Here is a 26,455-nt window from a genome sequence, read left to right as displayed (position 1 = left end):
TGCGCCAATCTGGCGGGGAACGGGCCGGGTCACAACCCGACCCGCGACCCGGGACAAAAGCAAGGAGCCCCCATGCGCACCCATGCACAGGCCGTCGTGATCGGCGGCGGCGTGATCGGCTGTTCGATCCTCTACCACCTGACCAAATCGGGATGGTCCGACGTGATCCTGCTCGAACGCGACGAGCTGACGAGCGGCTCCACATGGCACGCCGCCGCCAATATCCACGGGCTCCACGACAACACCAATATCAGCCGCATCCAGCATTACACGATGCAGCTTTACCGGGATCTCGAACAGGAAACCGGCCAATCCTGCGGCATCTTTCAACCCGGCTCGCTCTACCTCGCCCAGAGCGAGGCGCGCGAACATCAGCTCCGGCTTCAGGCGGCCAAGGCCAAACTTTATGGCATGAACTACCATGAAATCTCGCGGACCGAGGCCGAGCGCCTGCACCCGCTGGTCGATTTCGACGGCATCCGCTGCATCATGTATGAACCCGATGGCGGCAATGTCGACCCTTCGGGCGTGACCAACGCCTATGCCCTTGGCGCGCGGGCGGGCGGGGCCGAGATCATCCGCTTTACCCCGGTAACGGCGACCGAGGCGCAACCCGACGGCACATGGATCGTGCGCACCGAAAAGGGCGATATCAGAACGCCATGGGTGATCAACGCCGCCGGGCTCTGGGCGCGCGAGGTGGCCGCCATGGCCGGGATCACGCTGCCCCTGCAACCCACCGAACACCAGTATTTCGTGACCGAAACGATTCCCCAGATCGCCGCGATGACCCGCCGCCTGCCATCCGTGGCGGACCGCGACGGCGAATATTACCTGCGTCAGGAAGGGCAGGGGCTTCTCGTCGGCGCCTATGAGCGCGACATGCGCTTCTGGGCCGAGGACGGCACGCCCCCCGATTTCGGGCACGAGCTTTTTGCCGACGATCTCGACCGGATCGAGGAAAACATGCTGCGCGCCATCGACCGCGTGCCCGCGGTGGGCGAGGCGGGGATCAAGCGGGTGATCAACGGGCCGATGATCTGGTCACCCGATGCGAACGTGCTTTTCGGCCCGGTGCCCGAACGCCCGGGCTACTTCGCCTGCTGCGGCATCATCCCCGGATTCTCGCAATCCGGCGGCATGGGCAAGCTGGCCGCCGAATGGATCACGACGGGCGAAACCGGCCTCGATATGTTCGCATGGGACGTGGCGCGGTTCGGCGCATGGGCGGGCAAGGAGTTCACCCGCGCCCGCGTCGCCGACCAATATGCCCACCGTTTCGCCATCCATTTCCCGAACGAGGAACGCAGCGCCGGCCGCCCCGCACGCACCCGCCCCGCCCATGACATGCAGCGCGAGATGGGCGCGGTCTTCGGCCTCAACTATGGCTGGGAACACCCGCTCTGGTTCGCCGATGCGCCGGGCGCGCGGGACACCAACGGCTTTACCCGTCAGAACTGGTGGGAACCCGTTGGCGCCGAGGCGCGGATGCTGCGCGACCACGCGGGCATCATCGACATCTCGAACTTCGCCAAATACCGGGTGGCGGGGCCGGGGGCCGAGGAGTGGCTCAACGCGCTCTTCGCCAACCGCATGCCGCGCGCGGTGGGGCGGTCCTGCCTCACGCCGCTCATTGGCAAGCGTGGCGGCATCGCGGGCGATTTCACCGTCACCCGGCTGGCTGAGGATGAATTCTGGATCATCGGTTCGGGTATGGCTGAACGCTATCACAGCCGGTTCTTCGCCATGGTGCCGCTGCCCGACGGGACGACATGCCAATCGCTGACCGACACCACCTGCGGATTCAACGTGGCGGGACCAAAATCGCGCGAGATGCTGGCGCGGCTCACCAATGCGTCGCTTGAAACGGCGGACTTTCCCTTCATGCGATCAAACCGGATCGAACTGGCCGGGGTCGAGTGCCTCGCGCTGCGGGTCTCGTTCACCGGTGACCTGGGATGGGAGCTGCATTGCGCCGCCGAAGATCAGACCCGGCTTTACACCGCGCTGTTGGAGGCAGGGCGCGCGTTTGGCGCGGGGCCGGTCGGGTCGCGCGCGCTCATGTCGCTCCGGCTGGAAAAGGGCTATGGCTCATGGGGGCGCGAATATTCCCCCGAATACTGGCCACAGGAGGTCGGGCTGGAGCGGCTGGTGAAACTGGACAAGGACTTCCTGCACCGCGCGGCCGTGGCCGAGGTGATGGCCCGCGACGCACGCGAAACGCTGGTGATGCTGGCGCTGGATGAGGGCGACGTGACCGCCTCGGGCGCGGACGCGACGGGCGGCGAGCCGATCTTCAAGGACGGGCAGGGGATCGGTCGCGTGACCTCGGGCGGCTATGGCTATCACGTGGGGATGAGCCTCGCGCTCGGCTTTGTGAAGGATGCGGGGCCGGGCGACGCGGTCGAGATCATGGTGCTCGGCCGCCCCCACCGCGCGCGCATCCTTGAACGCCCGCCCTTCGATCCCGACGGCAAGCGCCTGCGCGCCTAGGCCTGATCCTAATGTGCGCCTTCGGCGCGCAGGTTTTGTTCGATTGGGGGCTTTGCCCCCAAGGCGCAAAATGCCACGGCATTTTGTCGCCACCCCCAGAGTATTTCCGGCAAGATGAAGGGGCAGCGCGCGTTGCGTTAACCGGATTCGGTTACATTCGCGACCGGTTTGCCCGGCAGCCGGGTGGCAGCCGCGCGGCAGCCGGATGTCACCCCCCTGATTTGGCACCGTGCGGTGGCGTTAACCTTTGGCGGCAAGCTGTTCGTCGAGCACCTGTCGGACAATGTCGAGGTCGACATCGGGGGTAACAAAAGCCTCGCCGATGCCACGCGCCATGACGAAATGAATCCGCCCGTCACGCACTTTCTTGTCCTGGTGCATCAGCGCGATCATCTCTTCCGATGCTGGCAAATCTCCCTTTATATCAGATAGATCGGCCTTCATCTTCATGTTCTTCAAATGGGCGCGCACCCGGCTTGGATCTTCCTGGCTGCACAGCCCCATCCGCGCCGAGATCTCGAAGGCGAGCGCACAGCCGATCGCGACGCCCTCGCCATGCAGCAGCCGGTCCGAGTAACCGGTCGCTGCCTCAAGGGAATGGCAAAACGTATGCCCCAGATTGAGCAGCGCCCGATCCCCCTGTTCCGTCTCATCGCGCGCCACGATCGCGGATTTCATCTCGCAGGCGCGCTTGACAGCGGCGACCAGGGTTTGGGGGTCGCGCGACAAAAAGGATGAACTATTGGCTTCAAGCTGTTGAAAAAAATCAAAATCGCCAAGAAGGCCGTATTTGACAACCTCGCCGTAACCGGCGAGAAAGTCGCGGCTGGGGAGCGTGGCAAGCGCATCGCTATCGGCCAGCACCAGCGCGGGCTGGTGGAAGGCTCCGATCAGGTTCTTGCCTTGGGGCGCGTTGATCCCGGTCTTGCCGCCGACGGAACTGTCCACTTGCGCCAGAAGCGATGTCGGCACCTGGACAAAACGCACACCCCGGCGCAGAACCGCCGCCGCGAATCCCACGAGATCGCCGATCACGCCACCGCCAAGCGCGACGATCATGTCATGGCGTTCAATCCGCTCTTCGAGAAGCCATTCGACGCTGCGCGTGAAATGCGGCCAGGACTTGGTTGCCTCGCCGGCGGGCAGGGTCAAGGAAGATGTAGAAATATCATATGATTTCAATGAGTTGACAAGGTGTTCCAGATGCAGGGGGGCGACATTCTCATCGCTGATCACGGCCACGCGCGCGCGCTCCAGATGCGGTCGGATCAACCGCCCTGCCTCGCCGATCAGGCCGGGACCGATCTCGATGTCATAGCTTCGCGCGCCAAGATCGACATGCACCGTTTCCCTCATGTCACCTCCGCGAGAACGTCCGGGTGCGAGCGCAGCGCGTCGAGAACCCGTTGAGCCATTTCGGCGATCGAATATTCGGCGCGGGTGCGCAGCCTGAGATCGGCGAGGGCATAGACCGGCGCGCGCGTCTCGTAGAGTGCGGCGAGCGTTGCATATGGATTAGGAGTGCGAAGCAAGGGTCTGGAATCCTTGTGTCTTACCCGATTCCAAAGCAGCGGCAGATCGGCCTCAAGACACACGGAAATCCCGCGCTGCGAGATCATCCGGCGATTGGCTTCGGCCAGGAAGGCACCTCCACCCGTTGAAAGAACACCCTTCACCTCGGCATCGAGGAGCCGCCCGATGACCTGGCTTTCCTTGTCGCGGAAAAACGCCTCGCCATCCCGGGCGAAGATTTCGGCGATGCTCATATTCGCGGCGCGTTCGATCTCGGCGTCAGAATCAAGGAACGGCACGTCGAGCATTTCCGCAAGCGCCTTGCCCACGGCTGTCTTGCCGGCCCCCATCATGCCGACCATGACAATCGTTTTCCTGACCTTCCAACCCATGTTCTGCCGCGCGTGTCGGCGTTCCCCTGCCAAATTTTTCATACGTCGCACCAATGACGTGATCTCGAGAGAAATGCCAGTTATAACTTGATTGTAATCGGTTAAACGCAAACTGAAACACGGGCAGGAAAAACGGGCGGTTCCGACATGTGGCGCATCATCAAATGGCTGTTTATTCTCGCGATTCTTGCGATTATCGCGGTGGTTGCCTATGCTTATGTTGGGCCATACTTCGGCGCGGATTTCTCGCCGCCCGGACAGGAGATTCGTCAGGACATTGAACTGGACGTCAATTAGAGCCCTGATCGTCGCGTTTTCCGCGGTCGCAGGCACGGCGGACGCGATTCGGGCGCATGAGCCGCTTTCGGCCATCGAATGGCTGGAGAATCCACCGCCTGTGGTCCGTCGCGTGGTTCCCGGAACAGGTGGAATACAAGGGCCGCGACCGATTGAACCGCCGGTCACGGATACGGCCGCTGTTCCACAGGTGACGGTCAGCCCGCTTGATAGGGTGTCGGTTGCAGCGGTGGGGTTGTTGCCTGCGTCCGTTACCGGCCTGCCGCGTGATCTCTGGCGGTCAAGCGCCACGACCAGTCTGACAGCGGCCTTGGCCCGCCAGGACGTTCTGGCGTTCCCGGCGATGCAGTCGCTCCTTTACACGCTGCTTCTAGCCGAGGCCGATCCTCCTGCCGACAGCGGCAGCGGACATGCGTTTCTGAAGGGTCGGATATCCAAGCTGCTCGAACTCGGGGCGGCCGAGGCGGCGCAGGCATTGTTGGAACGAACCGGGCCGGAGACACCTGCTCTCTTTCCACTGTGGTTCGATATCAGCCTGCTGTCGGGCACCGAGGAAGCGGCGTGCAACAGCTTGAATGAAAAGCCGTTTTTGTCGCCATCCGTCCCTGCGCGCATCTATTGCGCGGCCCGGGGCGGTGATTGGGCCGCGGCTGCGGTCATGTTCGACAGCGCCGTGGCGCTCGACATGATCGACGCAACAGAACGCCACCTGATTGCTATATATCTCGATCCTGAACTGGCCGAGACCAATGTTGAACCGGCGCCGCCCGCGAAGATGACGCCGCTTGTATTTCGTCTTTTTGAGGCCGCTGGAACACCGCTTCCCACCCTGTCCTTGCCGCGCGTCTATGCGATGACCGACCTACGCGATACAGTTGGGTGGAAGGCCGAGTTGGAGGCGGCAGAGCGCCTCACCCGGACCGGGGCCCTGTCGGAGAATCGCTTGATGGCCCTCTACACCGCTCGCCGTCCGGCGGCTTCTGGCGGGATCTGGGATCGGGTTGAGGCGATTCGACGTTTCGATGCCGCCCTTCAATCCGGTAATGCGGAGGCTGTCGCAACATCGCTTGGACGGGCGTGGCGGGCAATGCAGTCGGTTCACCTCGAAGTGCCTTTCGCGCGTTTCTATGCCAAGGATCTCACGCAGGTGCCGCTCACTGGGCCTGCGCGTGGACTCGCCCTTTCGGTCGGGTTGTTGTCACCCGACTACGAGATGATCGCCGCCGCAGCCGACCCGCAGACACCCGATGAGCGGTTTCTCGTCGCGCTGGCGCGGGGGGAGCCCCGATCCACGTTGGCGCGTGATCCGCTCTTGCGCACGATCGCGCGCGCCTTCGAGGCCGAGGGCCCACCCGAGGCACTGCAACCCCTTCTCGAGACCGGTAAACTGGGCGAGGCCATTCTTCAGGCGATGACGCTTTTTTCAAGCGGCGCGTCCGGCAATCTGGGTCAGCTTGAGAGCGCGCTTCAAGGCTTGCGCGCAATGGGGCTCGAAGACAGCGCGCGCCGTGCAAGTTTGCAGTTGATTCTGCTCAATCAGGGGGAGCTGCAATGACGCATCGCTGGATACCCTTGTTTCTCGAGGCCCAGGCAGCCGAACTGGGGGCCGCAGAAAACACCCGGATGGCCTATGCGCGCGATCTGGGCGATTTCGACGTCTGGTTGGCAGGGCAGGGGATCGACCTCGTCGATGCTACCCGCGTCGACATCGAAGCCTATCTTGTCGCTTGTGACGTGCAGGGGCTGGCTGTTGCCACACGCGCACGACGGCTTTCGGCGATCCGGCAGCTTTTCCGTTTCACTTTTGACGAGGGGTTGCGCGCTGACAACCCTGCCGCGGAAATCAAGGGGCCGGGACGACCGAAACGTTTGCCCAAGACTCTCTCGCATGACGATGTTGACCGTCTGCTCGACGTGGCCCGAAACCATGGGAGAAGCCCGGATGACCGGCTTCGCAACACCTGCCTTATGGAACTGCTCTATGCCACCGGCATGCGGGTGAGCGAACTTGTCGCGCTACCCGTATCGGCGGCGAGGGGTGATCCGCGGATGCTGTTGGTTTCGGGCAAGGGCGGCAAGGAACGCCTCGTGCCGCTGTCGCCGCCGTCGCGGGCGGCGCTGGCCGATTGGCTCGCGGTGCGTGATGAGAAGGATGCACGTGCGCGCAAGACCGGCAAACCCGCTTCGCGTTTCCTGTTCCCCTCGCACGGAAAGTCGGGGCATCTGACACGGCACCGTTTCTATCTCCTGATCAAGGAACTTGCCGTTGCAGGTGGTGTCGCGCCCGATACGGTCACTCCGCACCGGCTGCGCCACGCCTTTGCCACCCATCTTCTGGCCGGCGGGGCCGATCTGCGCTCGATCCAGGTCATGCTGGGCCACGCCGATCTGGCCACCACCGAAATCTATACCCATGTGCTGGACGAGCGCCTGCGCCAGCTCGTTCTCGACAATCACCCCTTGGCCCGGCCTGCGTCCGATGGATGACAAGTCACCGTTGTTTTTTCCCCACCCCCTTGCTTTGCCAAGATCCCGCGCCCATAACCAGTGATCTGACAGACATGACATATCGGTAAAATGGAACCTTCTGACGCTTCGCTGGACGGCGCATTCTGGATAACGTCGTCGGCGATCTTCCTGCTTCTGGTGCTTTCCGGCTTCTTCTCGGGCAGTGAAACTGCCCTCACCGCCGCGTCGCGTGGCAAATTGCGGTCGCGCGCCGACAAGGGATCACGCGGAGCCGAACGGGCGCTCGAGATCACCGAGGACAACGAACGCCTGATCGGCTCGGTGCTCTTGGGCAATAACCTCGTCAACATCCTCGCGACATCGCTGGCCACGGCGCTTTTCACACGGGTTTTCGGCGAAAGCGGGGTGGCGCTGGCGACTCTGGTGATGACGCTTCTGGTGCTGGTTTTTGCCGAGGTTCTACCCAAGACATATGCGATCACGAATGCCGAGACGGCTGCCAGCTTCGTCGCAAGACCAATTCAGTTTGTCGTAACCGTGTTTTCGCCCATCGTCGGCATGGTGCGTTGGTTTGTACGGGGTGTTTTGCGTCTCTTTGGCGTCAAGGCCGATCCCGACAGTCATATCCTCGCCGTGCGCGAGGAAATCGCCGGCGCCCTTTATCTCGGGCATTCGGAAGGGGTGGTTGAAAAAGAGGATCGCGACCGGATTCTTGGCGCGCTTGATCTGGGGGAACGCGCGGTGGAGGAGATCATGCTGCACCGTTCCCGGATCGAGATGATCGACGCGGACAGTGATGCCGAGGCGATCCTCGCACAATGTCTCGAAAGCAGCCACACGCGGTTGCCGGTGTTTCGCGACGATCCTGACAACATCATCGGCGTGGTGCATGCAAAGGACCTGCTGCGTGCCATGCACAAGCTTATGTTTGGACCAGAGGCTTCGCTTGATGGCCTCAAGGGGTTCCAAATCGCCGACGTGGTGATGGAACCCTATTTCGTGCCCGAAACGACCACGCTTGATGACCAGATGCGACAGTTCCTGCGTCGGCGAACCCATTTCGCGCTGGTGGTTGACGAGTATGGTTCTCTACAGGGTTTGATCACGCTCGAAGATATCCTCGAAGAAATCGTGGGCGAGATTACGGACGAGTTCGATCCCGCCGCCGAACACCCGATTCACAAGAGCGAGGACGGCAACTTTCTCGTCGATGGTGCGATGACGATTCGTGACCTCAACCGCGCAACAGACTGGAACCTGCCGGATGAGCACGCCAATACGATTGCCGGGCTGGTCATCCACGAGGCCCAGATGATTCCGTCTGTCGGGCAGGTCTTTGCCTTCCACGGGTTTCGGTTCGAAGTGGCCACCCGAAAGGAAAACCGGATCGTTCGCCTCAAGATCCGGCGGCTCTGACATATCGAATCCCGTTGCGGGTTCCGTGGTGGAATTCGCCTGCTCAGTCGGCCAGTTTCACCAGCGCGTGCCGCTTTTTTCCGGCCGACAACCTGATCGGGGTGGTCAGTGCGTCCGCATGAAGTATCTGGCCTGGATCGGTCAGCGGGATATCGTCGATCCGCGCACCGTTTTCGGCGATCAGCCGTTTGGCCTCCTTGCCCGATTTCGCCAGCCCCGCGCGCAGGATAAGTTGTGCAGCCGAAATCCCGTCGCTCAATTCCGCACGCGTCAGTTCAAGCGTCGGCAGATCATCGCCCACACCGCCCTTCTCGAACACGTCGCGCGCCGTGGCCGCGGCCGCCTGCGCCGCGTCATGCCCATGCAGAAGCCCCGTGACCTCATTGGCCAGCACGATCTTGGCTTCGTTGATCTCTGAACCCGACAGCGCCCCCATCCGTTCGCATTCCTCGACAGGTAGTTCGGTGTAAAGCTTGAGGAACCGTCCGACATCGGCATCGGTGGTGTTGCGCCAGAACTGCCAGAACTCGTAAGCGCTCAGCATGTCACCATTAAGCCAGACAGCCCCGCCCTGGCTCTTGCCCATCTTGCGACCGTCCGACGTGGTCAGGAGCGGCGAGGTCAGCCCATAGACCTCATCCTCCAGCACGCGGCGAGTCAGGTCGATCCCGTTGACGATATTGCCCCATTGATCGCTACCGCCCATCTGCAGCATGCAGCCATATCGGCGATGAAGCTCAAGGAAGTCATAGGCTTGCAGGATCATGTAGTTGAATTCGAGAAAGCTCAGACTCTGCTCTCGATCAAGCCGCGATTTCACGCTCTCGAATGACAGCATCCGGTTGACCGAGAAATGCCGCCCGATGTCGCGCAGGAATTCGAGATATCCCAATGCGTCCAGCCATTCGGCATTGTTGACCATGATCGCGCCGGTTGGGCCGTCGCCGTAATCGATATAGGCGGCAAAGACCCGTTTGATCCCGTCGATATTGGCGTCGATCTGTGCATTGGTCAGCAGCGGCCGTTCCTCGGCACGAAAGCTCGGATCGCCGACCTTGGTCGTCCCGCCCCCCATCAACGTGATCGGCTTGCCGCCGGTCTTCTGCAACCAGCGCAGCATCATGATCTGGATCAGGCTGCCCACATGCAGCGATTTCGCCGTCGCGTCAAAGCCGATGTAACCTGGCACCACCCCCTTCGAGAGCGCCTCGTCAAGGCCCTGATAATCGGTGCAATCGGCCAGAAAGCCGCGCTCGATCATGGTTGCCATGAAATCCGATTTGGGGTGGTAGGTCATGCGTCTTGTCCCGTAATGTTCGGGGCCTGTATAGGGTGCGCGGGGGCCGAGGAAAAGTCCATGTTGAAGGCGGGTAGGGTGAAGGCATTGGGTGCGATGAGCGGCACATCACTCGATGGTGTTGACGTGGCGCTTATCGAGACCGATGGCGAACAGATTTTTGGGTTCGGCGCGACCGGTTATCGCCCCTACAGCGCTGACGAACGCGCGGTGCTGCGCGCGGCGCTCGGCAAATGGCCCGGGGACGATCTGGACCGGGCCCGGACTGTGGTCGAGAATGCGCATGTCGCGGCGCTTTCAACCATCGAGGGGGCCGAGATCATAGGCTTCCACGGCCAGACATTGGCCCACGATCCGCGCGGGCGTGGCACCCACCAACTGGGTGATGGCGCGGTGCTGGCACAGCAACTCGGTCTGCCGGTGGTCTGGGATTTCCGTTCGGCCGATGTGCGGCTGGGCGGCGAGGGAGCGCCACTTGCCCCGTTCTTTCACCATGCCTGCGCGCGTTATATTGGTGCCACTGAGCCAGTGTCGTTTCTCAACTTGGGCGGCGTTGGCAACCTGACATGGATCGACCCGCGCCACACCCGCCCTGAAGAGCCGGGCGCACTTCTGGCCTTTGACACGGGCCCTGCCAATGCGCCGATCAATGATCTTGTCCAAAAGCGCTTGGGCCTGGATTGCGACCACGACGGTGCGCTGGCGCGCAGGGGGCGCGTGGAAAATGGCGCGCTTGAACTGTTTCTCGATGATCCCTGGTTCTATCGCATGCCACCCAAATCGCTCGACCGTGACGCATTCTCCGACATGATCGGATTGGTATGCGAACTTTCCGATGCTGATGCCGCCGCCACGCTTACGGCCATGGCTGCCGCTGCTGTATTCCGCGGAATTGAGCATTGCCCCTCGCCACCCGCCCGCGTCCTTGTGACCGGGGGCGGGCGGCGCAACCCTGTCATGATGCAGATGCTTGGAGCGGCGCTCGATTGCCCGGTCCTTCCGGTCGAAGATGTCGGGCTCGATGGTGACATGCTCGAAGCGCAGGCTTTTGCCTATCTTGCCGTGCGCGTGGCGCGTGGATTGCCCACGTCTTGCACCGCGACGACAGGAGTGCGCGCGGCTGTTGGGGGCGGGGAAATCAGCCGACCCCGATAGGATCAACCGGTGCGGCCTGTTCATTTTGCGCATGCAGCAAACCCATTGAGAACCAACTGCGGCATGTTAAAGTCGGCGTCAGCCAAGGCAGGCTGTCTCGTGCGTATCCAAGTCCAAACGCGAAATCAGGGGACCCGACAATGGTGACACGTGTGATTCCGGTCGATCCCTTCGACCTCGTGGTATTTGGTGGTACTGGCGATCTGGCCCGGCGCAAGATCCTGCCGGCGCTTTATCGTCGTTTCTGTGCCGGGCAAATCCCTGACGAGGCGAACATCATAGGCGCGGCGCGGTCGGAGTTTGACGATGCGGGGTATCGTGCCTTTGTACGCGATACGATCCTCGAATTCGCTCCCGTGACATTGTGCGAGGACGGCGCGATTGATACCTTTTGTGATCGTGTGCGTTATATCAAGCTCGACGCAAGAGGGGATGAAGGCTGGGAGGCCTTGGCGCGGATCATTCACGCCGATCGCGTAAGGGCCTTCTATTTCTCGGTTGGCCCGCAGTTGTTCGCCGATCTGGCCGAGCGATTGCATCGCCACGGCATGGCATCCGGTGAAACAAGAATCGTGGTGGAAAAGCCGTTTGGCCATGATCTCGCCTCGGCTCGTGAACTCAACACCATGTTGGCACGCCATTTTGACGAAACCCAAATCTACCGGATCGATCACTATCTCGGCAAAGAGACCGTGCAGAACCTGATGGCGATCCGGTTTGCGAACATGCTGTTCGAACCGCTCTGGAACAGTCAGTATGTCGATCACATCCAGATCACCGTGGCAGAATCCATGGGCGTGGCGGGCCGCGAAGAGTTTTACGATCGCGCAGGTGCCATGCGCGACATGATGCAGAATCACATGATGCAGCTTCTTTGCCTCATTGCGATGGAGCCGCCCGCCAAGTTCGAACCCGACGCGGTGCGTGATGAGAAACTCAAGGTGATCCGCGCACTCGATACCGTCGTTCTCGATGATATCGTGCGTGGCCAATACGAGGCGGGTGAGGACAAACCCGGCTACCTCGATGATGTGGGCAATTCGGAGTCGACCACCGAAAGCTTTGTCGCGCTCAAGACCGGGATCGGCAACTGGCGTTGGGCTGGAACGCCTTTCTACCTGCGCACCGGCAAGCGGCTCAGGGCGCGCACCTCGGAAATCGCAGTGGTGTTCAAGGATGCGCCGCATTCGATCTTTGGTGCCGATGCCGGACGACATGCCAATATCCTGACCATTGTGTTGCAGCCCAATGAAGGGATCGAACTGGGCGTGACCATCAAGGAGCCGGGCCCGGGCGGGATGCGGCTCATTGATGTACCGCTCGACATGTCCTTTGCGGAAACGCTTGGCCCCGGGGCCGAACTGGTCCCCGACGCCTATGAGCGGCTGATCATGGATGTGATCCGCGGCAATCAGACCCTCTTCATGCGCGGCGACGAAGTCGAGGCGGCATGGCGGTGGACTGATCCGATCATTGCTCAATGGGAAGAAAAGGGTGAAAGACCATTGCCATACGAGTCAGGCAGCACTGGCCCGGAGGATGCCTTGGCGCTCATGCATCGCGATGGACGACGCTGGCGGGAGATCAGGGAATGAAATTCATCGACTATGCCGATGCCGAGATGATGGCGATTGATCTTGCCAACGTGTTGGCGGGTGAGCTCGAGAACATGCTCTTTCACGAAGAGCGCGTATCTTTCGCTGTGCCGGGCGGCGAAACACCGGGACCGGTTTTCGACAATCTATGTGCCGCCGATCTCGACTGGTCGCGTGTTGATGTCTTCCTCACCGATGAACGCTGGCTACCCGAGGATGATCCGCGTTCCAACGCAAGACTGGTGCGGGAACGGCTCCTGACCGATAGGGCCACCGCCGCAGTCTTTCATCCGCTTTATGCCCCTGCGGAAAAGCCGGAGGATGTGTTGACCGAGCTCGAATCCATGCTCGTCTCCTGTCAGCCGATTTCGCTGCTATTGCTCGGAATGGGGGCGGACATGCATTGCGCTTCGCTCTTTCCCGGGGCGGAGGGGTTGAAGGATGCCTTGGCCGCCGACGCCCCGGTTCTCGTGCCGATCCGGACGCCCGCCGCACCCGAAACCCGAGTCACGCTCAGTGCGCGCGTGCTGGATGCTGCGATCTCCAAGCATCTCGTGATCACCGGTCAGCGCAAGCGCGCGGCCCTCGAACGCGGCATGCATCTGTCACCCGACGAGGCCCCGATCGCGGCCGTCATGGACGGGCTCACTGTTCACTGGGCCCCTGAATGAGCGCGCATCCTGATCTTGACGCGGCCTGGGCGTCGTTTTTTGCCGAGGCCGACAGGGCCCGCACACGGCGCATCGCCGATCTGTTCGATGATTCGGATCGCGCGATGCATTTTTCCGCCCGGGCTCTCGGAATGCTGTTCGACTATTCCAAGACTCATATCGACGGCGCGGCCCGTGAGGCGCTTTTGGGATTGGCTCGCGCTGCCCGGGTCGAGTCGATGCGCGATGCGATGTTCTCGGGTGCGCGGATCAACGGCTCTGAAGATCGTGCCGTTCTACATACCGCGCTGCGCAACCTTTCCGGCGTGCCAGTCATGCTCGATGGCGAGGACGTGATGCCCGGGGTTCTTGACACGCTCGAGCGGATGAAAGCCTTTGCTCGCGATGTCCGGGCAGGTCGGTTCAAGGGGCAGGGGGGGGCGATCACCGATGTGATCAATGTTGGTATCGGTGGTTCCGATCTCGGCCCGGCCATGGCCACCCGCGCGCTCACTCCATTTCACGACGGGCCGCGCTGTCATTTCGTTTCGAACGTAGATTCCGCCGATCTTGCCGATGTGCTGGATGGGCTCGATCCAGCGACCACGCTCGTCATCATCGCCTCCAAGACCTTTACCACCATAGAAACCATGACCAATGCCGCCAGCATCCTCAACTGGATGTCGGTTTCCTTGGCCGATCCGGCGGCGCAATGCGTGGCGCTCTCCTCGGCTACCGATCTGGTTGCAGAGTTCGGTATCCCGCCCGAGCGGGTCTTTGGATTCGAAGATTGGGTGGGCGGGCGCTATTCCGTGTGGGGGCCAATCGGCCTGTCGCTGATGATTGCCATCGGCCCCAAGGATTTTACCGAGTTTCTTGCAGGTGGCGCTGCGATGGACACGCATTTCCGCACCGCTTCACTTGCTGACAATCTGCCGGTGTTGTTGGCTCTTGTCGGGCTTTGGCATCATCAGGGCATGAGTTTTCAGACACGGGCCGTGCTGCCTTATGAGCATCGCCTCGCCCGACTTCCCGCCTATCTCCAGCAACTGGAAATGGAAAGCAATGGCAAGCGCGCCGCACAGGACGGTCAATCCCTGCCGCACGGTTCGGGCCCAATTGTCTGGGGTGAGCCGGGCACCAACGGGCAGCATGCTTTTTTCCAACTTCTTCATCAGGGCACCGAAATCGTGCCCTGCGAATTCATGATCGGCGCCGAGGGGTATGAACCCGATCTGGCCCATCACCATCGCTTGCTTGTGGCCAATTGCCTTGCTCAATCGGAGGCGCTGATGACGGGGCGCAGCCTTTCCGACGCACGCGAAATTGCCGCTTCAATGGGGTTTTCGGGCGATAAGCTTATGGCTCAGGCTGAACAGCGCGTTTTCGAAGGTAACCGTCCATCGACGACCTTGGCCTATCCACGTCTCACGCCGCGTGTTCTGGGGCAGATCCTTGCGCTTTACGAACACCGCGTGTTTGTGGAGGGGGTCATCCTCGGTCTCAACTCTTTCGATCAGTGGGGGGTGGAGCTTGGCAAGGAACTGGCCAAGCGGCTCGAACCGCTGGTGGCGGGCAAAGCCCCGCCGGAGGATATGAACCAATCGACCGGGCTTCTGGCGGCCTACCTGCGCGCGCCCAAGTAGGGATCAGGCATTCAGCCGCACCCAGACCGGCACGTGATCCGAAGGCTTCTCTTGCCCGCGCACCTCCTTGTCGATCCGGCATTCCAGCAACAGATCCGCGCATTGCGGGCTCAACAGGAAGTGGTCGATGCGGATACCATCATTTCGATTCCATGCGCCTGCCTGATAGTCCCAGAACGTGTAATGCCCCGACCCAGGCTCCACGGTCCGGAAGGCATCTGTCAGGCCAAGATTGACGATCCGGCGATAGGCAGCGCGGCTATCTGGCAGGGCCAGCGCGTCCTTTTCCCAGGCTTCAGGACGTGCCGCATCCTCGTCTTGCGGGATGACGTTGTAATCGCCAGCCATCAGGAACGGCTCTTCGCTGTGCAGCAATTCCTGCGCCCGCGCATACAGGCGCTCCATCCATGCCAGCTTGTAATCATACTTTGGCCCCGGCACCGGGTTGCCATTGGGGAGATAGAGGCCGCAGACCCGCACCGCCCGCTTGTCGACCACCGTCGCCTCTATCCAGCGCGCCTGCTCATCTACGTCGTCCCCGGGCAATCCGAATGTCACATCCTCAAGCGGCAGTTTCGACAGGATCGCCACACCGTTGAACGATTTCTGCCCATGCGTTTCGACCGTGTATCCCATGTCTTCGAAATGGCTACGGGGGAAGTTCTCGTCGATCGACTTGATCTCCTGAAGCAGTGCGACATCCGGATCGGCCTCTTCGAGCCAGTCGCTCAGCGCCCCGATGCGGGCCTTGATGCCATTGATATTGAAACAGGCGATTTTCATGGATGTGTCCTTTGTTATCCACCATTCCTCTCGGGCGTGGGCTGCCCGATCAGTGTCGATTATTCACCGGCCTTGAACCATCAATTTGTCATGTTGCTGCAATGCAAATCTATCCGTCATGCCACTGATGTAATCCGCGACGAGGCGGGCGATTGCTTGATCATCGCGGTTGTCCGCCAAGCCCGCCTGCCACGCCGATGGCAGCAACTCGGGTCGGGCCATGTAGAGCGGGAACAGATCGTGTATCACGGCCGTCACCTTGTGCCGCATTTCGACCACGCTCGGTGCGCGATACATGCGTTGAAAGAGAAAAGCACGGATTTGCTTCAGTTTTTCCCAATGCGACGGTGAAAATTGAACCATTGGTTTGCCAGCCATGCGAATGTCTTCGACGCATTTTGGGTTCAATTGGCCGAGATTATTACGGCTTGTGTTGATTACATCCTCGACCAGACTGCCAAAAAACCGTCGCAAGGCCTCGTGCTGGCGTCTGTCGGGGGCGAGGCCGGGATAGCGCATGTCCACCTCGCGAAAACAATCCCGAAGAATCGGTAATTCCGTCAGTTCCTCCATCGTGAACAGGCTCGCGCGTAACCCGTCGTGAATATCGTGATTGGAATATGCGATGTCGTCGGCCAGTGCCGCAACCTGCGCTTCGGGACCGGCGTGGGTTGTGAGTTCGAGATCATGAATGACATTGTAGTCTGCCAGCGCATATGGCACGTCACCCTCGATCGGGCCGTTATGCTTGGCGATACCTTCGAGGGTTTCCCAACTGAGGTTGAGCCCGTCCCATTCGGCGTAATGCCGCTCAAGCGTCGTGACGATTCTGACCGTCTGGGCGTTGTGATCGAACCCGCCATGAGGTTCCATGAGTTCATTCAGCGCGTCCTCTCCCGTATGCCCGAAGGGGGTATGCCCCAAGTCATGGGCCAGCGCGATGGCTTCGGTCAATTCCTGGTTGAGGCCAAGGGCACCGGCGATGGTGCGGGCCACCTGCGCCACCTCGATTGAATGCGTGAGACGGGTGCGAAAATAATCGCCTTCATGTTCGACAAAAACCTGCGTCTTGTGTTTCAGGCGGCGGAAGGCGCTTGAGTGAATGATCCTGTCGCGATCGCGCTGAAAACAGGTTCGGAACGCGCTCTCGGATTCTGGATAGAGCCTGCCGCGGCTCCTGTCGGGGCGGGTGGCAAAAGGGGCTGGATCGTGCATCATTGGGCCGCCTTCTTGTCGATGGGTCTATGGGCACGTATATTGTATGAAACGACACAGTTAAACTGCGGAGACCGAAGATGAATCTTCCCCCTAAAGTGACAGAACGCGCATTTGAGCGGCTGGCCGAGATCGGGGCCGGGGATCAGGGGCAAGCCCTGCGCGTGGCCGTGGAGGGCGGCGGGTGCTCGGGATTCCAGTATTCCATCATCCTGGACGCACCGACGCCGGAAGACATTATTCTGGAAGGCAAGGGTCAGAAAGTCGTGGTTGATGAGGTTAGCCTGCCGTTTCTTTCCGGGGCCACAATTGACTTTTCGGAAGAATTGATCGGCGCGCGGTTCGTGATCGACAACCCGAACGCGACGAGTTCCTGCGGCTGTGGCACATCCTTTTCGATCTGACCGGTTTCACCAATCCGTCATGTCCTTCTTGGAACATTGAAGGGTGATTTAGGACGTGGCGGGCGGAAATGGATTCACCCGCTATTCCGAGCGTGCTGCGCGTTGCAAACGCCGCCAAGGGCGGCGTTTGAATAGGAGAAATCGGTCAAGCGCAGCACGCCTCAGAACGGGATTTCGTCGTCGTAGTTCTGGCCGGGTCCACTATTGCCAGGTCCGCTGTCGTATCCGCCACCGCTACCGCCACCATAGTCGCCGCCTGACTGCCCGCTGCTGCCGCCGCCGCCTTCGCCGCGCCCATCCAGCATGACCATGGAGCCGCCAAAGCCCACGACAACCTCGGTCGAATATCGATCCTGGCCGCTCTGATCCTGCCATTTCCGGGTTCGCAATTGTCCTTCGATATAAACCTTGGACCCTTTGCGCAGGTATTTTTCGGCGACACCGACAAGCCCGTCACCACGCAGGACAACAGAATGCCATTCGGTCTGTTCGCGGCGCTCGCCTGTGTTGCGGTCTTTCCAGTTTTCTGACGTCGCGATGCGCAGGTTGCACAGCTTGCCCCCGTCCTGAAAGGTACGCGTTTCAGGGTCGCGACCGAGGTTGCCAATCAGAATAACCTTGTTCACCGAGCCGGCCATCGTCTTCTCCCACAGAATCCAAATTTTTCATTGTCAGCTTACATCATCCCGAACCCGTTAAGAAAAGCCTAAAATGCGAGTAAACCCAGTGAAGACGCGCGATCCCGGTGGTCTGGCGGTGGTGGGCGCGCGATCTGGAAGAATCGTGAAAACTGTTTATAAGGTTGCCGAACGACGGTTTTGGGACGGGTGACGATATGAGCAGAGTTCTGGTTCTGATCACGGCTGTGACCTTGGCGATGCCGCATGCTGCGGCGGCGGATATCCTGTCGACCAAGTCGCGAAGCACGCTGTTCAAGTCGCAGACCAAGGTTCTCGATACCCGCGCGAAATCGCAATACAATGCTTCGGTGCGCCTGCAACCGCCCAGTGTTGTCACCCCATCGAAATGGGGTGATGCCAAGGACTATTCCGGCACATACAAGGGGCCCTACCTGGCCATGGCGCGCGATGCGGCCCGGCGGCACGGGGTGCCGGAAGATCTGTTCTTGCGGCTGGTTCAGCAGGAATCGGGCTGGAAGGTCAAGGCGTTGTCGCACAAGGGCGCGATCGGGCTGGCGCAGCTCATGCCCGGAACGGCGCGGGCGTTGCGCGTCAATCCGCACGATCCTTATGAAAACCTTGATGGTGGCGCGCGTTACCTGATGGCGCAGTATCGCGAGTTCGGGTCATGGCGTCTGGCGCTGGCGGCCTATAATGCGGGGCCGGAAGCGGTCAAAAAACATGGCGGGGTACCGCCCTATAAAGAGACCCGAAATTACGTGAAGGTGATCTGGGGAAGCTGACGCTGCCCCAGATGTCGATTCCGCTCAGTTCTTTTCAAGCTCTTTTGCATGCAGCCAATCGGCATGTTGCGGCGCCTTCCTGGTGCGGCTCCATTCTTCGAGCATGTCCCATTTCACATCGTTGAGACGCGCCAGCATGGCGTCTTCCTCGGGGTCGGGGCAGGCCAGTTCGATCCGGTGCCCATTGGGGTCGAAGAAATAGATCGAGTGAAAGATCGAGTGGTCGGTCACGCCCAGAACCTCGACGCCTTTTTCTTCAAGATGTTCCTTGAATTCAACGAGTTCCGCGCGGTCTTTTACCTTGAACGCGATGTGCTGCACCCATTCGGGGGTGTTGGGGTCCCGGCCCATTTCGGGCTTGGTCGGCAGTTCGAAAAAGGCCAGAACATTGCCGTTTCCAGCATCGAGGAAGACGTGCATGTAAGGGTCGGGTTCGTGGGTCGAGGGCACATGATCCTCGGCGATGGCGAGCACGAAATCCATGTTCAGCATCTTGCCATACCATTCGACGGTTTCCTTGGCATCCTTGCACCGATAGGCGACGTGGTGAATTTTCTCGATCTTCATGTTGAGCGTCCTTTTGCTTGGCTGATCTCCGGTTTGATGGTTGCGTTTGCAACTATCAAGCGAAAAAGAACGTGCGCAAAAGCGCGGCCCACGTTCAATTCTGGCCGAACGCTTACTCGGCCGCCTCTTGTCCGAGCTTGATGACCGGCTCCATCGTCGCAAGCTCTTCATCCGAGAGGTGACACTTGATCTGATGGCCGGGTTTGAGTTGGCGCACCGGGGGCACCTCTTTTTCGCAGAGTCCGTCCGGAACCCGCGATTTCCAGCCGCAACGCGTCTGGAACGGGCATCCGCTGGGCGGATTCATCGCCGAGGGAATGTCACCTTCAAGAACAATATGTTTTTTTGTGACATGCGTGTCGGCAATGGGCACCGCCGAAAGCAACGCCTCGGTATAGGGGTGGTAGGGGGGCGAGAACACCTCGTCGGTGCTGCCCAGTTCGACCACATGTCCGAGATACATCACCATGACCCGATCCGAGAGATAGCGCACGATCGAAAGGTCGTGCGAAATGAACAGGAGCGTTGTCTTCTCGTTGCGTTGAATTTCCATTAACAGGTCGGTCACGGCGGCCTGAACCGACACGTCGAGCGCGGAAACCGGCTCGTCCGCGACCACGATCCGCGCGCCACCGGCAAAGGCGCGGGCGATGCCGACGCGCTGTTTTTGACCACCGGAAAGCTGGCGCGGCATGCGGTCGGCGAATTCACGTGGCAGCTTCACCAGGTCGAGCAGTTCGAGCATGCGCGTGCGCCGTTCCGCATCGTTCTTGCCGATGCCGAAGATATCGAGCGCGCGCATGATCTGGCTACCCACGGTCATCGAGGGGTTGAGCGTGTCGAACGGGTTCTGGAACACCATCTGGATATCGGCCACCGTCTGGGTGTCGCGCTTCTCGATCGGGATCTGTTCGATGTTCTTGTTGTCGAGCAGGATCTCGCCATCGGTCGCGGTCTCCAACCCCATGAGAACCTTGGCGAAGGTAGACTTGCCACAGCCGGATTCCCCAACGATGGCAAGGGTTTCGCTTTCGCGGGCCTCGAAGCTGAGCGTTTCGTTGGCCTTGACCACGCGCTTTTCGCCACCGCCGAACAGGGCATTGGCGGCGACCTCGTAATATTTCTTGAGATTGTCCATCTTGAGGACAACACGACCGATCTCGCCCTTGGTCTTGGTCTCGGCCAGGGTGATCGGTGCGTTCCAGTCGATGTCACGGAAGCGCAGGCAGCGGGTTTCGTGCTGCCCGTCGCCGTCGACATCCTTCATGGTGATGTCGCCCTGATCGCAAAGCCCGGCCTGGAAATAGTCGCAGCGCGGGCCGAAATTGCAGCCCGGGGGGCGTTCATGCGGCAGCGGGAAGTTGCCCGGAATCGCCACCAGGGGACGCGAGTTCTTGTCTGCGCCGGGCAGCGGGATCGAGCGGAAAAGGGCTTGGGTATAAGGGTGTTGCATGTTGTTGAACACGGTTTCGATATCGCCGCGCTCGACCGCTTCGCCGGAATACATCACGCAGATCCGGTCGCAGGTTTCCAGCACGAGGCCGAGATTGTGCGAGATGAACAGCATCGAGGTGCCGTATTTCTTGCCCAGATCCTTGACCAGCTCGACTACCGCGGCCTCGACTGTGACGTCGAGCGCGGTCGTGGGCTCATCGAGGATCAGCAAGGAAGGCTTTGACATCAAGGCCATGGCAATCACGATGCGCTGTTGCTGGCCGCCAGAAAGCTGGTGGGGGTAGCTGCGCAGGATGCGTTCGGGGTCGGGGAGTTTGACGTCGGTGACGACTTCGAGGGCGCGTTGGTAGGCCTCGTGTTCGCTCAGATCCTCGTGGATCATCGGCACTTCCATCAATTGTTTGCCGATCCGCATGGCGGGGTTGAGGGAGGCCATAGGCTCTTGATAAATCATGGCAATTTCGTTGCCGCGCAGGTTGCGCAGCTCGGCGTCGGTCATCGCGGCCATGTCACGGCCCTTGAACTTGACCGAGCCGCCGACGATGCGGCCGTTCTTGCCCAGATCGCGCATGACGCCAAGCGCCACCGTCGACTTGCCGCAACCGGATTCTCCAACAAGACCAACGGCTTCGCCGGGGGTGACCCTGACCGAGAAATCCATCACCGCGGGGATTTCGTGGAGCCGCGTGAAGAAGGAAATCGAGAGCTTGTCGATCTCGAGGATGGGGCCGTCGTAATCATGGATTTTCGGCATTAACTTTCTCCTTTCACGCCCGAATCGGGGGGGTGACCTGCGTGCACCGCCCGGCTGTCCTCCGGCTGCCGCCGGATTCCGCCCTTGGCCGAGGGGCGTTCGTTACCGTGCCGTTCGCCTTGTTCATCACGGGTTCAATCCTTCAGTGATTCTTCGCGCAGCCCGTCGGCCAGAAGATTGAGGCCGAGCACGAGGCTCAGAAGCGCGAAGGCGGGTGGCAGGGCAGGGTGCGGATAGATCGACAGGAGCTTGCGCCCCTCGTTGATCGTCGTCCCCCAATCGGGGCTTTCGGGCGGCAGGCCGAGACCGAAGAAGCCCAAGGTGCCCAGAAGGATCGTGGTGTAGCCGATGCGCAGGCAGAAATCGACAATCAGCGGCCCGCGCGCATTGGGCAGGATTTCCCACAGCATGATATACCACGGCCGCTCGCCACGGGTCTGGGCGGCGGCCACGTAATCGCGCGTCTGGATGTCCATCACGAGGCCGCGCACGATCCGGAAGACGGTGGGCGAGTTGACGAAGACCACCGCCACGAACACCACGAGAATCCCCGGGGGAATGTCGAAGAAATCGAGCGGCCAGAACCGGATCTTGGAGCTTGAGCCGCCATCGTTGATCGCCGCCGCGTAGAGCAGGAAGAGCGGGATCAGGATCAAGGCCATCCAGAAGATGTTCTTCTGCGGCTGGGTGCGAAAGCGCGACTGGATCAGCACACCCATGAACACCAGTGGAAAGAGGAAGAGCACCGTCGCCATGTATTGCGGCAGGCCGGTCTGCACGATCTCGGGTGTCACCAGCAGGTAGAAAAGCAGGATCACCGGGAAGGCGAGGATCAGGTTCGCAAGGAACGACAGGGCGGTGTCGAGCCGACCGCTGTAATAGCCCGCGGGAAGCCCCAGCGTGATCCCGACCATGAAGGCGAAGAGCGTCGCCAGCGGGGCGATCTGGATCACGATCGTGCTGCCGTAGACCATGCGCGAGAAGATGTCGCGCGCGAGGTTGTCGCCACCCAGCAGGTAGACCGGGAATTCTTCGGGTGCCGCGCGCAGGAGCGGTGTGCCCGGCAGCTTGTTTTTCATGCCGGACGCCTGTTCGAGCGGGGCATGGGTGGCGATCAAGTCGAAGACGCCGACGAAAAGCGCGGTGAACACCCAGAACATCACGAGGCCGAAGCCGATCATGCCGATCACGCTGTCAAACAGCTTGCCATAGAGGCCGAGCCGCCGCTTGTAGCGGATCGACACGCCATAGAGCACCACGAGGGTGATCCAGACCGGGGTGAAGCGGAGCACCACATTGGCCAGGATGCCGAGGTTTTCCAGCCGCGAGATGCGTTTGTGCTGGGCGATTTCCTCGGCCGGGGGCATGTCGGCGGCGTCAAAGCCGGCGAGCCATTCCTTGTGCGCCGCCCCCTGCCAGAGCAGCGTGACGACGAGCCACAACAGCACGACCGCGCCGACACCGTAGATGGCCCATTTGAACAGCGTGCCCATGAAGGCGGCGGGGTTGTCGAAGAAATTGTCCAGAAACCACGCCAGCATCGCGGCGAAGATCGCGAGTCCGGCCAGCGTGGCGAGCATCCAGCCCAGCGTCGAGAGCGGCATGGCGCCCCCTTCAACCCCGGTCAGCCCGCCATAGACGTAGGTGAAGCCCACGAGCAGCAGGAGCAGCACGGCGACACCGTTGAAGACCGAGAAGCTCGCCCGTGGGGTGTTGTCGATGAAGGCCAGCAGCGCGGCGCAGAGCCCGCAGGTGATGGCCAGTGTCACGAGCACCAGAAGCAGCGGGGCGAAAGAGCTGCCGTAGGCGCCAAACCAGGTAAGCGGTTCCATGTCTCGGCTCCTTCTTTATGACATGCGGATGCGTGGATTGAGGAACACATAGCCGATATCGGAAATCAGCTGTGTGACCAGAACCACGATCACCGAGACGACCGAAACCGCGAGAAGCAGTTCGATGTCGTTATTGCTGGCGGCTTGCACCAGCGTCCAGCCAAAGCCCTTGTAGTTGAACAGGGTTTCGACAATGACCACGCCATTCAGGAGCCACGGGATTTGCAGCATAATGACGGTGAAGGGCGCGATGAGCGCGTTCCTGAGCGCGTGTTTCATCACGATGTTGCGGAACACCACGCCCTTGAGCCGGGCAGTGCGGATATATTGCGCGGTCATGACCTCGGCCATCGAGGCGCGGGTCATGCGGGCGATATAGCCCATGCCGTAAAGCGCGATGGTCAGCACCGGCAGGAAGAAATTCTCGAAATTGGCGCTTTCCATGGCACTGGTGGCGGTGCCCTTGAACAGCGTCCCGCCGTCGATCAGCCCCCATTCGGCCAGGAGTGGCGAGAGACCGTATCGCGATGACGCGAGAAGCGCGATGAAAATCACCCCCGAGACATATTCGGGGGTGGCGGTGGTGGAGATCGCGAAGGTCGAGAGGGTGCGGTCGGTGCGCGAGCCTTCGCGCATGCCCGCCAGCACGCCGATCAGGAGCGCCGAGGGCACCATCAGCAGCATGACCCAGAGCATGAGCTTGGCGGTGAGGCCGAGGCGGGTGGTGATGATATTGGTCACCGAGTCCTTGAATACCGTGGATTGGCCCCAATCGCCCTGGAGCACGCCGCAAAAGCGGGGCGCCTTGGCCGGGTCGATATCGGGCTGGATGCAGTGGCCGATGACCGCGCCGTCCTCGGTGGTGTTGACAAAGCCCGGTGCGATGCCCAGCCACTGGATGTATTTCAGGGGCATCGGTTGCAGGTAACCGTTGGTATCAAGCCAGCTTTCGACCTGCGCATCGGTCATGCGCATGTTGCCTTCGGTCTTGGCCAGTTTTTCGAGGTTCGGGTAAAGATTGGTCAGGAAAAAGACGACAAAGGTCAGACAGAGTGCCGTCAGCACCATCGTCAGGACCCGCCGGAGAATGAAAAGCCCCATCGGTATCTCCCAGTTGTTTCGGGGTCGTTCGCCCCTGTGCCGGTTTTGTTCCGGCTTCGTAAGGCGGGCGCATCGGCTGCGCCCGCCTGTTGTTCATTGCCGCGCGGCGATCAGGCCGCGAAGCCGATCTTGTAGAGATGGATCTCGTGCGAGGGGTGTTTCGCGGCGTTCACGAGATTGCCGTTGTGGTGGTTGTAGAGCGACCTCCAGTAAGGCTGGATGATGACCCCGTCCTCACGCAGCAGGCGCTCGATCTTCTCGACCACGACGCGCCGTTCATCGGCATCGGCGATGGCGTTGGCATCGTTGATGAGCGCGTCATACTCGGCGCTGGAATAGGCCGCTTCGTTCCAGGCCTCGCCCGAGCGATAGGCCAGGGTCAGGATCTGCACATCGAGCGGACGGTGGTTCCACTGGGTCGCGCTGAACGGGTATTCGGTCCACTTGTTCCAGAACGTGTTGCCCGGAAGCACCGTGCGCTTGGCATTGATGCCCGCGTCGCGCAATTGTGCGGCGAGCGCGTCACCGGTGTTGCGCTGCCAGTCGTCATCGACGGTGATCAGCTCGTGCTCGAAATCGGCCATGCCGGCCTCTTCCATCAGGGCCTTGGCGCGGGCCGGGTCATGCGGTGCCGGACCGATATCGGCATAGGCCGGGTGGATCGGGCAGACATGGTGGTTCTCGGCCACCTCGCCACGGTTGGAATAGCCCAACTCAAGGAGGAAGCTGTTGTCGACCGCCAGCGCCAGCGCTTGGCGCACGCGCTTGTCGGCATAGGGCTTCATGCCGTCGACCTCGGCCTCCTGGTTGCCGCGGAACACCAGCGTCGCGGCGGTCACGGTCTCGGTCTGGGTCCAGCCGATGGCGTCCATCACGTCGATGAATTCGCCCACGGTTTCGTAGAGCAGGTCCACCTCGTCGGATTCGGCCGCGGCGATAAAGGCCGACGGGTCGGTGCCGTAGTCGATGAATTCGACCCGGTCGACGTAAGGTCCGCCATAAACCTCGGTGCCCCACCAGTCGTGGTCGGCGGCGCGTTCGAGAACGCATTTGACACCCACCTCGATGCTGACCGGGGCGAACGGGCCGGTGCCGATGCCGTTGGCGAACGGGTCGCCGCCATCATAGCTCGAATGGGTGATCGCCGCCGGGTAGTCGGACATGTTGGCAATGACCGACACATCGGGCAACGAAAGGTTGAGCACCACGGTGTGGCTGTCGCGCACTTCGATCGCACCGTCGCGGGCCTTGCCGGATTCCTCGTCGATGAGGCCGCCCATGCGGCTTGCCATCGAGTTGGCCTCGATCGACTTGTCGCACCAGCCGGCGATGTTGCGGGCCACGTCCTCGGCGGTGAAATCGTCGCCGTTGTTCCATTTCGCGCCCTGTCGGACATTGAGGATGTATTGGGTCGCGGTGTCGTTGACCTCCCAGCTTTCGAGAAGCATGGGACGGAATGTGCCGTCGGCGTTGTATTCGACGAGATACTCGAGAAAGCCGCGCGACTGGTTGCCGATCTCGGACCAGTCATAGGCGCGGGGGTCCTTCATGCCCTTGACCGACTGCTGAATGCGCAGTGTGCCGCCCTGCTGGATATCGGCCTGCGCGCGAGCCGGTTGGGCGAGGCCGCCCATCGTATAGGCCGCCGTCGCGGTCACGCCGAGTGCGGTGGTCCGGGCGAGGAATTCGCGGCGGCTGAGTTTGCCGGCCTTGAAGTCCTTGACATAGGTCCACGCGGTCTTGTGAACCGGTTTTCCGTTGATGGTCTGGGTCATGTTGTTCTCCCTATGACGTTCATTATTAATTGATCGGGTCGCTATATCCCCGAGGTGTATTGGGCCCCGGTGGCATTCTCCCCCTCTTTGCAAAACTATTTGCGCATGTTTCCGCCCCCGGCGTCAATCGCCACGATCGTCATTTCCTGTAAAAAAAACGACATCCGACTGTCGAAAAAGCGACACCGCCCAACATGGCAAGGTCATGTCACGGTGGAATTTTC

At 61.0% G+C, this 26,455-nt stretch carries 22 protein-coding genes; 11 read left to right on the top strand and 11 right to left on the bottom strand.

Going from position 1 to position 26,455, the window contains the following annotated elements:
• Positions 1-72: 72 nt before the first annotated feature.
• Positions 73-2,493, top strand: coding sequence for a GcvT family protein (locus FLO80_RS02530; RefSeq protein ID WP_111361914.1), 2,421 nt, complete (start codon positions 73-75; stop codon positions 2,491-2,493).
• 240 nt (positions 2,494-2,733) lie between these two features.
• Here FLO80_RS02530 and aroB read toward each other — a convergent pair whose 3' ends face one another.
• Both aroB and FLO80_RS02520 read right to left on the bottom strand, forming a co-directional pair.
• Positions 2,734-3,849 carry a 3-dehydroquinate synthase gene (gene aroB / locus FLO80_RS02525; protein WP_111361915.1) on the bottom strand — a complete coding sequence of 372 codons (1,116 nt, stop codon included), beginning with the start codon at positions 3,847-3,849 and terminating at the stop codon, positions 2,734-2,736.
• Positions 3,846-4,439: a shikimate kinase gene (locus FLO80_RS02520; RefSeq protein ID WP_111361916.1), complete on the bottom strand. Its 594-nt coding sequence runs from the start codon at positions 4,437-4,439 to the stop codon at positions 3,846-3,848. Before FLO80_RS02520 ends, aroB begins: the two co-directional genes overlap by 4 nt.
• A gap of 105 nt (positions 4,440-4,544) precedes the next feature.
• On the opposite strand from FLO80_RS02520, the gene FLO80_RS22810 reads away from it, so the two are divergent.
• From FLO80_RS22810 to FLO80_RS02505, 4 genes are all read left to right on the top strand, one after another.
• A complete protein-coding gene (locus FLO80_RS22810; RefSeq protein ID WP_188078192.1) occupies positions 4,545-4,694 on the top strand; it encodes a hypothetical protein in 150 nt (49 codons plus the stop codon).
• On the top strand, positions 4,675-6,249 hold the full coding sequence (locus tag FLO80_RS02515; RefSeq protein ID WP_146610988.1) for a hypothetical protein: 1,575 nt from the start codon (positions 4,675-4,677) through the stop codon (positions 6,247-6,249). The genes FLO80_RS22810 and FLO80_RS02515 overlap by 20 nt, the downstream gene beginning before the upstream one ends.
• A complete protein-coding gene (locus tag FLO80_RS02510; RefSeq protein ID WP_111361918.1) occupies positions 6,246-7,181 on the top strand; it encodes a site-specific tyrosine recombinase XerD in 936 nt (311 codons plus the stop codon). The genes FLO80_RS02515 and FLO80_RS02510 overlap by 4 nt, the downstream gene beginning before the upstream one ends.
• A 90-nt stretch (positions 7,182-7,271) precedes the next feature.
• Positions 7,272-8,579 (top strand): HlyC/CorC family transporter, encoded by a 1,308-nt coding sequence (locus FLO80_RS02505; RefSeq protein WP_111361919.1) that lies wholly within the window; start codon positions 7,272-7,274, stop codon positions 8,577-8,579.
• A 43-nt stretch (positions 8,580-8,622) separates the two neighbouring features.
• Here the strand turns inward: FLO80_RS02505 and tyrS are convergent, their stop codons facing one another.
• Positions 8,623-9,876, bottom strand: a complete 1,254-nt coding sequence (tyrS, locus tag FLO80_RS02500; protein ID WP_111361920.1) for a tyrosine--tRNA ligase — start codon at positions 9,874-9,876, stop codon at positions 8,623-8,625.
• Between the two features lie 60 nt (positions 9,877-9,936).
• On the opposite strand from tyrS, the gene FLO80_RS02495 reads away from it, so the two are divergent.
• The 4 genes from FLO80_RS02495 to pgi all read left to right on the top strand — a co-directional run bounded on the left by FLO80_RS02495 (position 9,937) and on the right by pgi (position 14,922).
• Positions 9,937-11,031, top strand: a complete 1,095-nt coding sequence (locus FLO80_RS02495; RefSeq protein WP_111361921.1) for an anhydro-N-acetylmuramic acid kinase — start codon at positions 9,937-9,939, stop codon at positions 11,029-11,031.
• Positions 11,032-11,171: 140 nt separating this feature from the next.
• The gene (zwf, locus tag FLO80_RS02490) at positions 11,172-12,626 is read left to right on the top strand and encodes a glucose-6-phosphate dehydrogenase (protein WP_111361922.1); all 1,455 of its coding nucleotides are present in this window, start codon (positions 11,172-11,174) and stop codon (positions 12,624-12,626) included.
• Entirely contained in the window at positions 12,623-13,297 is a 675-nt protein-coding gene (pgl, locus tag FLO80_RS02485; protein WP_111361923.1) for a 6-phosphogluconolactonase, read from the top strand. The genes zwf and pgl overlap by 4 nt, the downstream gene beginning before the upstream one ends.
• Positions 13,294-14,922, top strand: coding sequence for a glucose-6-phosphate isomerase (pgi, locus tag FLO80_RS02480; RefSeq protein WP_111361924.1), 1,629 nt, complete (start codon positions 13,294-13,296; stop codon positions 14,920-14,922). Before pgl ends, pgi begins: the two co-directional genes overlap by 4 nt.
• A gap of 3 nt (positions 14,923-14,925) precedes the next feature.
• Here the strand turns inward: pgi and xth are convergent, their stop codons facing one another.
• Entirely contained in the window at positions 14,926-15,705 is a 780-nt protein-coding gene (xth, locus tag FLO80_RS02475) for an exodeoxyribonuclease III (RefSeq protein WP_111361925.1), read from the bottom strand.
• A 63-nt stretch (positions 15,706-15,768) separates the two neighbouring features.
• Complete coding sequence (locus FLO80_RS02470) at positions 15,769-16,920, bottom strand: deoxyguanosinetriphosphate triphosphohydrolase (protein WP_370330240.1); 1,152 nt, start codon at positions 16,918-16,920, stop codon at positions 15,769-15,771.
• Positions 16,921-17,000: 80 nt separating this feature from the next.
• Here FLO80_RS02470 and FLO80_RS02465 point away from each other — a divergent pair, with 80 nt between their 5' ends.
• Entirely contained in the window at positions 17,001-17,324 is a 324-nt protein-coding gene (locus FLO80_RS02465; RefSeq protein ID WP_111361927.1) for a HesB/IscA family protein, read from the top strand.
• Positions 17,325-17,485: 161 nt separating this feature from the next.
• On the opposite strand, the gene ssb is transcribed toward FLO80_RS02465, so the two are convergent.
• Positions 17,486-17,962, bottom strand: coding sequence for a single-stranded DNA-binding protein (gene ssb, locus FLO80_RS02460; protein ID WP_111361928.1), 477 nt, complete (start codon positions 17,960-17,962; stop codon positions 17,486-17,488).
• 197 nt (positions 17,963-18,159) lie between these two features.
• Between ssb and FLO80_RS02455 the strand changes: the two genes are divergently transcribed.
• Positions 18,160-18,747 carry a lytic transglycosylase domain-containing protein gene (locus FLO80_RS02455; RefSeq protein WP_111362371.1) on the top strand — a complete coding sequence of 196 codons (588 nt, stop codon included), beginning with the start codon at positions 18,160-18,162 and terminating at the stop codon, positions 18,745-18,747.
• Positions 18,748-18,771: 24 nt separating this feature from the next.
• Here FLO80_RS02455 and FLO80_RS02450 read toward each other — a convergent pair whose 3' ends face one another.
• The 5 genes from FLO80_RS02450 to FLO80_RS02430 all read right to left on the bottom strand — a co-directional run bounded on the left by FLO80_RS02450 (position 18,772) and on the right by FLO80_RS02430 (position 26,231).
• Positions 18,772-19,314, bottom strand: a complete 543-nt coding sequence (locus FLO80_RS02450; RefSeq protein ID WP_111361929.1) for a VOC family protein — start codon at positions 19,312-19,314, stop codon at positions 18,772-18,774.
• A 112-nt stretch (positions 19,315-19,426) separates the two neighbouring features.
• Positions 19,427-21,523: a dipeptide ABC transporter ATP-binding protein gene (locus FLO80_RS02445; protein WP_111361930.1), complete on the bottom strand. Its 2,097-nt coding sequence runs from the start codon at positions 21,521-21,523 to the stop codon at positions 19,427-19,429.
• Between the two features lie 134 nt (positions 21,524-21,657).
• The gene (locus tag FLO80_RS02440; RefSeq protein WP_111362372.1) at positions 21,658-22,890 is read right to left on the bottom strand and encodes an ABC transporter permease; all 1,233 of its coding nucleotides are present in this window, start codon (positions 22,888-22,890) and stop codon (positions 21,658-21,660) included.
• 480 nt (positions 22,891-23,370) lie between these two features.
• The gene (locus tag FLO80_RS02435) at positions 23,371-24,456 is read right to left on the bottom strand and encodes an ABC transporter permease (RefSeq protein WP_111361931.1); all 1,086 of its coding nucleotides are present in this window, start codon (positions 24,454-24,456) and stop codon (positions 23,371-23,373) included.
• Between the two features lie 110 nt (positions 24,457-24,566).
• Positions 24,567-26,231, bottom strand: coding sequence for an ABC transporter substrate-binding protein (locus FLO80_RS02430; RefSeq protein ID WP_111361932.1), 1,665 nt, complete (start codon positions 26,229-26,231; stop codon positions 24,567-24,569).
• Positions 26,232-26,455: the final 224 nt, after the last annotated feature.

It is taken from the genome of Aquicoccus porphyridii (assembly GCF_008369105.1).
In the GTDB taxonomy this organism is placed as follows: Bacteria; Pseudomonadota; Alphaproteobacteria; order Rhodobacterales; family Rhodobacteraceae; genus Aquicoccus; species Aquicoccus porphyridii.
This window is presented reverse-complemented; position numbering and strand designations above follow the sequence as displayed.

Bases quoted from the DNA above. Each gene is read 5' to 3' on its own strand.
- FLO80_RS02530 (WP_111361914.1), top strand. From the start codon at position 73: ATGCGCACCCATGCACAGGCCGTCGTGATCGGCGGCGGCGTGATCGGC.
- aroB (WP_111361915.1), bottom strand. From the start codon at position 3,849: ATGAGGGAAACGGTGCATGTCGATCTTGGCGCGCGAAGCTATGACATC.
- FLO80_RS02520 (WP_111361916.1), bottom strand. From the start codon at position 4,439: ATGAAAAATTTGGCAGGGGAACGCCGACACGCGCGGCAGAACATGGGT.
- FLO80_RS22810 (WP_188078192.1), top strand. From the start codon at position 4,545: ATGTGGCGCATCATCAAATGGCTGTTTATTCTCGCGATTCTTGCGATT.
- FLO80_RS02510 (WP_111361918.1), top strand. From the start codon at position 6,246: ATGACGCATCGCTGGATACCCTTGTTTCTCGAGGCCCAGGCAGCCGAA.
- FLO80_RS02505 (WP_111361919.1), top strand. From the start codon at position 7,272: ATGGAACCTTCTGACGCTTCGCTGGACGGCGCATTCTGGATAACGTCG.
- tyrS (WP_111361920.1), bottom strand. From the start codon at position 9,876: ATGACCTACCACCCCAAATCGGATTTCATGGCAACCATGATCGAGCGC.
- FLO80_RS02495 (WP_111361921.1), top strand. From the start codon at position 9,937: ATGTTGAAGGCGGGTAGGGTGAAGGCATTGGGTGCGATGAGCGGCACA.
- zwf (WP_111361922.1), top strand. From the start codon at position 11,172: ATGGTGACACGTGTGATTCCGGTCGATCCCTTCGACCTCGTGGTATTT.
- pgl (WP_111361923.1), top strand. From the start codon at position 12,623: ATGAAATTCATCGACTATGCCGATGCCGAGATGATGGCGATTGATCTT.
- pgi (WP_111361924.1), top strand. From the start codon at position 13,294: ATGAGCGCGCATCCTGATCTTGACGCGGCCTGGGCGTCGTTTTTTGCC.
- xth (WP_111361925.1), bottom strand. From the start codon at position 15,705: ATGAAAATCGCCTGTTTCAATATCAATGGCATCAAGGCCCGCATCGGG.
- FLO80_RS02470 (WP_370330240.1), bottom strand. From the start codon at position 16,920: ATGCACGATCCAGCCCCTTTTGCCACCCGCCCCGACAGGAGCCGCGGC.
- FLO80_RS02465 (WP_111361927.1), top strand. From the start codon at position 17,001: ATGAATCTTCCCCCTAAAGTGACAGAACGCGCATTTGAGCGGCTGGCC.
- ssb (WP_111361928.1), bottom strand. From the start codon at position 17,962: ATGGCCGGCTCGGTGAACAAGGTTATTCTGATTGGCAACCTCGGTCGC.
- FLO80_RS02455 (WP_111362371.1), top strand. From the start codon at position 18,160: ATGAGCAGAGTTCTGGTTCTGATCACGGCTGTGACCTTGGCGATGCCG.
- FLO80_RS02450 (WP_111361929.1), bottom strand. From the start codon at position 19,314: ATGAAGATCGAGAAAATTCACCACGTCGCCTATCGGTGCAAGGATGCC.
- FLO80_RS02445 (WP_111361930.1), bottom strand. From the start codon at position 21,523: ATGCCGAAAATCCATGATTACGACGGCCCCATCCTCGAGATCGACAAG.
- FLO80_RS02440 (WP_111362372.1), bottom strand. From the start codon at position 22,890: ATGCCCCCGGCCGAGGAAATCGCCCAGCACAAACGCATCTCGCGGCTG.
- FLO80_RS02435 (WP_111361931.1), bottom strand. From the start codon at position 24,456: ATGGGGCTTTTCATTCTCCGGCGGGTCCTGACGATGGTGCTGACGGCA.
- FLO80_RS02430 (WP_111361932.1), bottom strand. From the start codon at position 26,231: ATGACCCAGACCATCAACGGAAAACCGGTTCACAAGACCGCGTGGACC.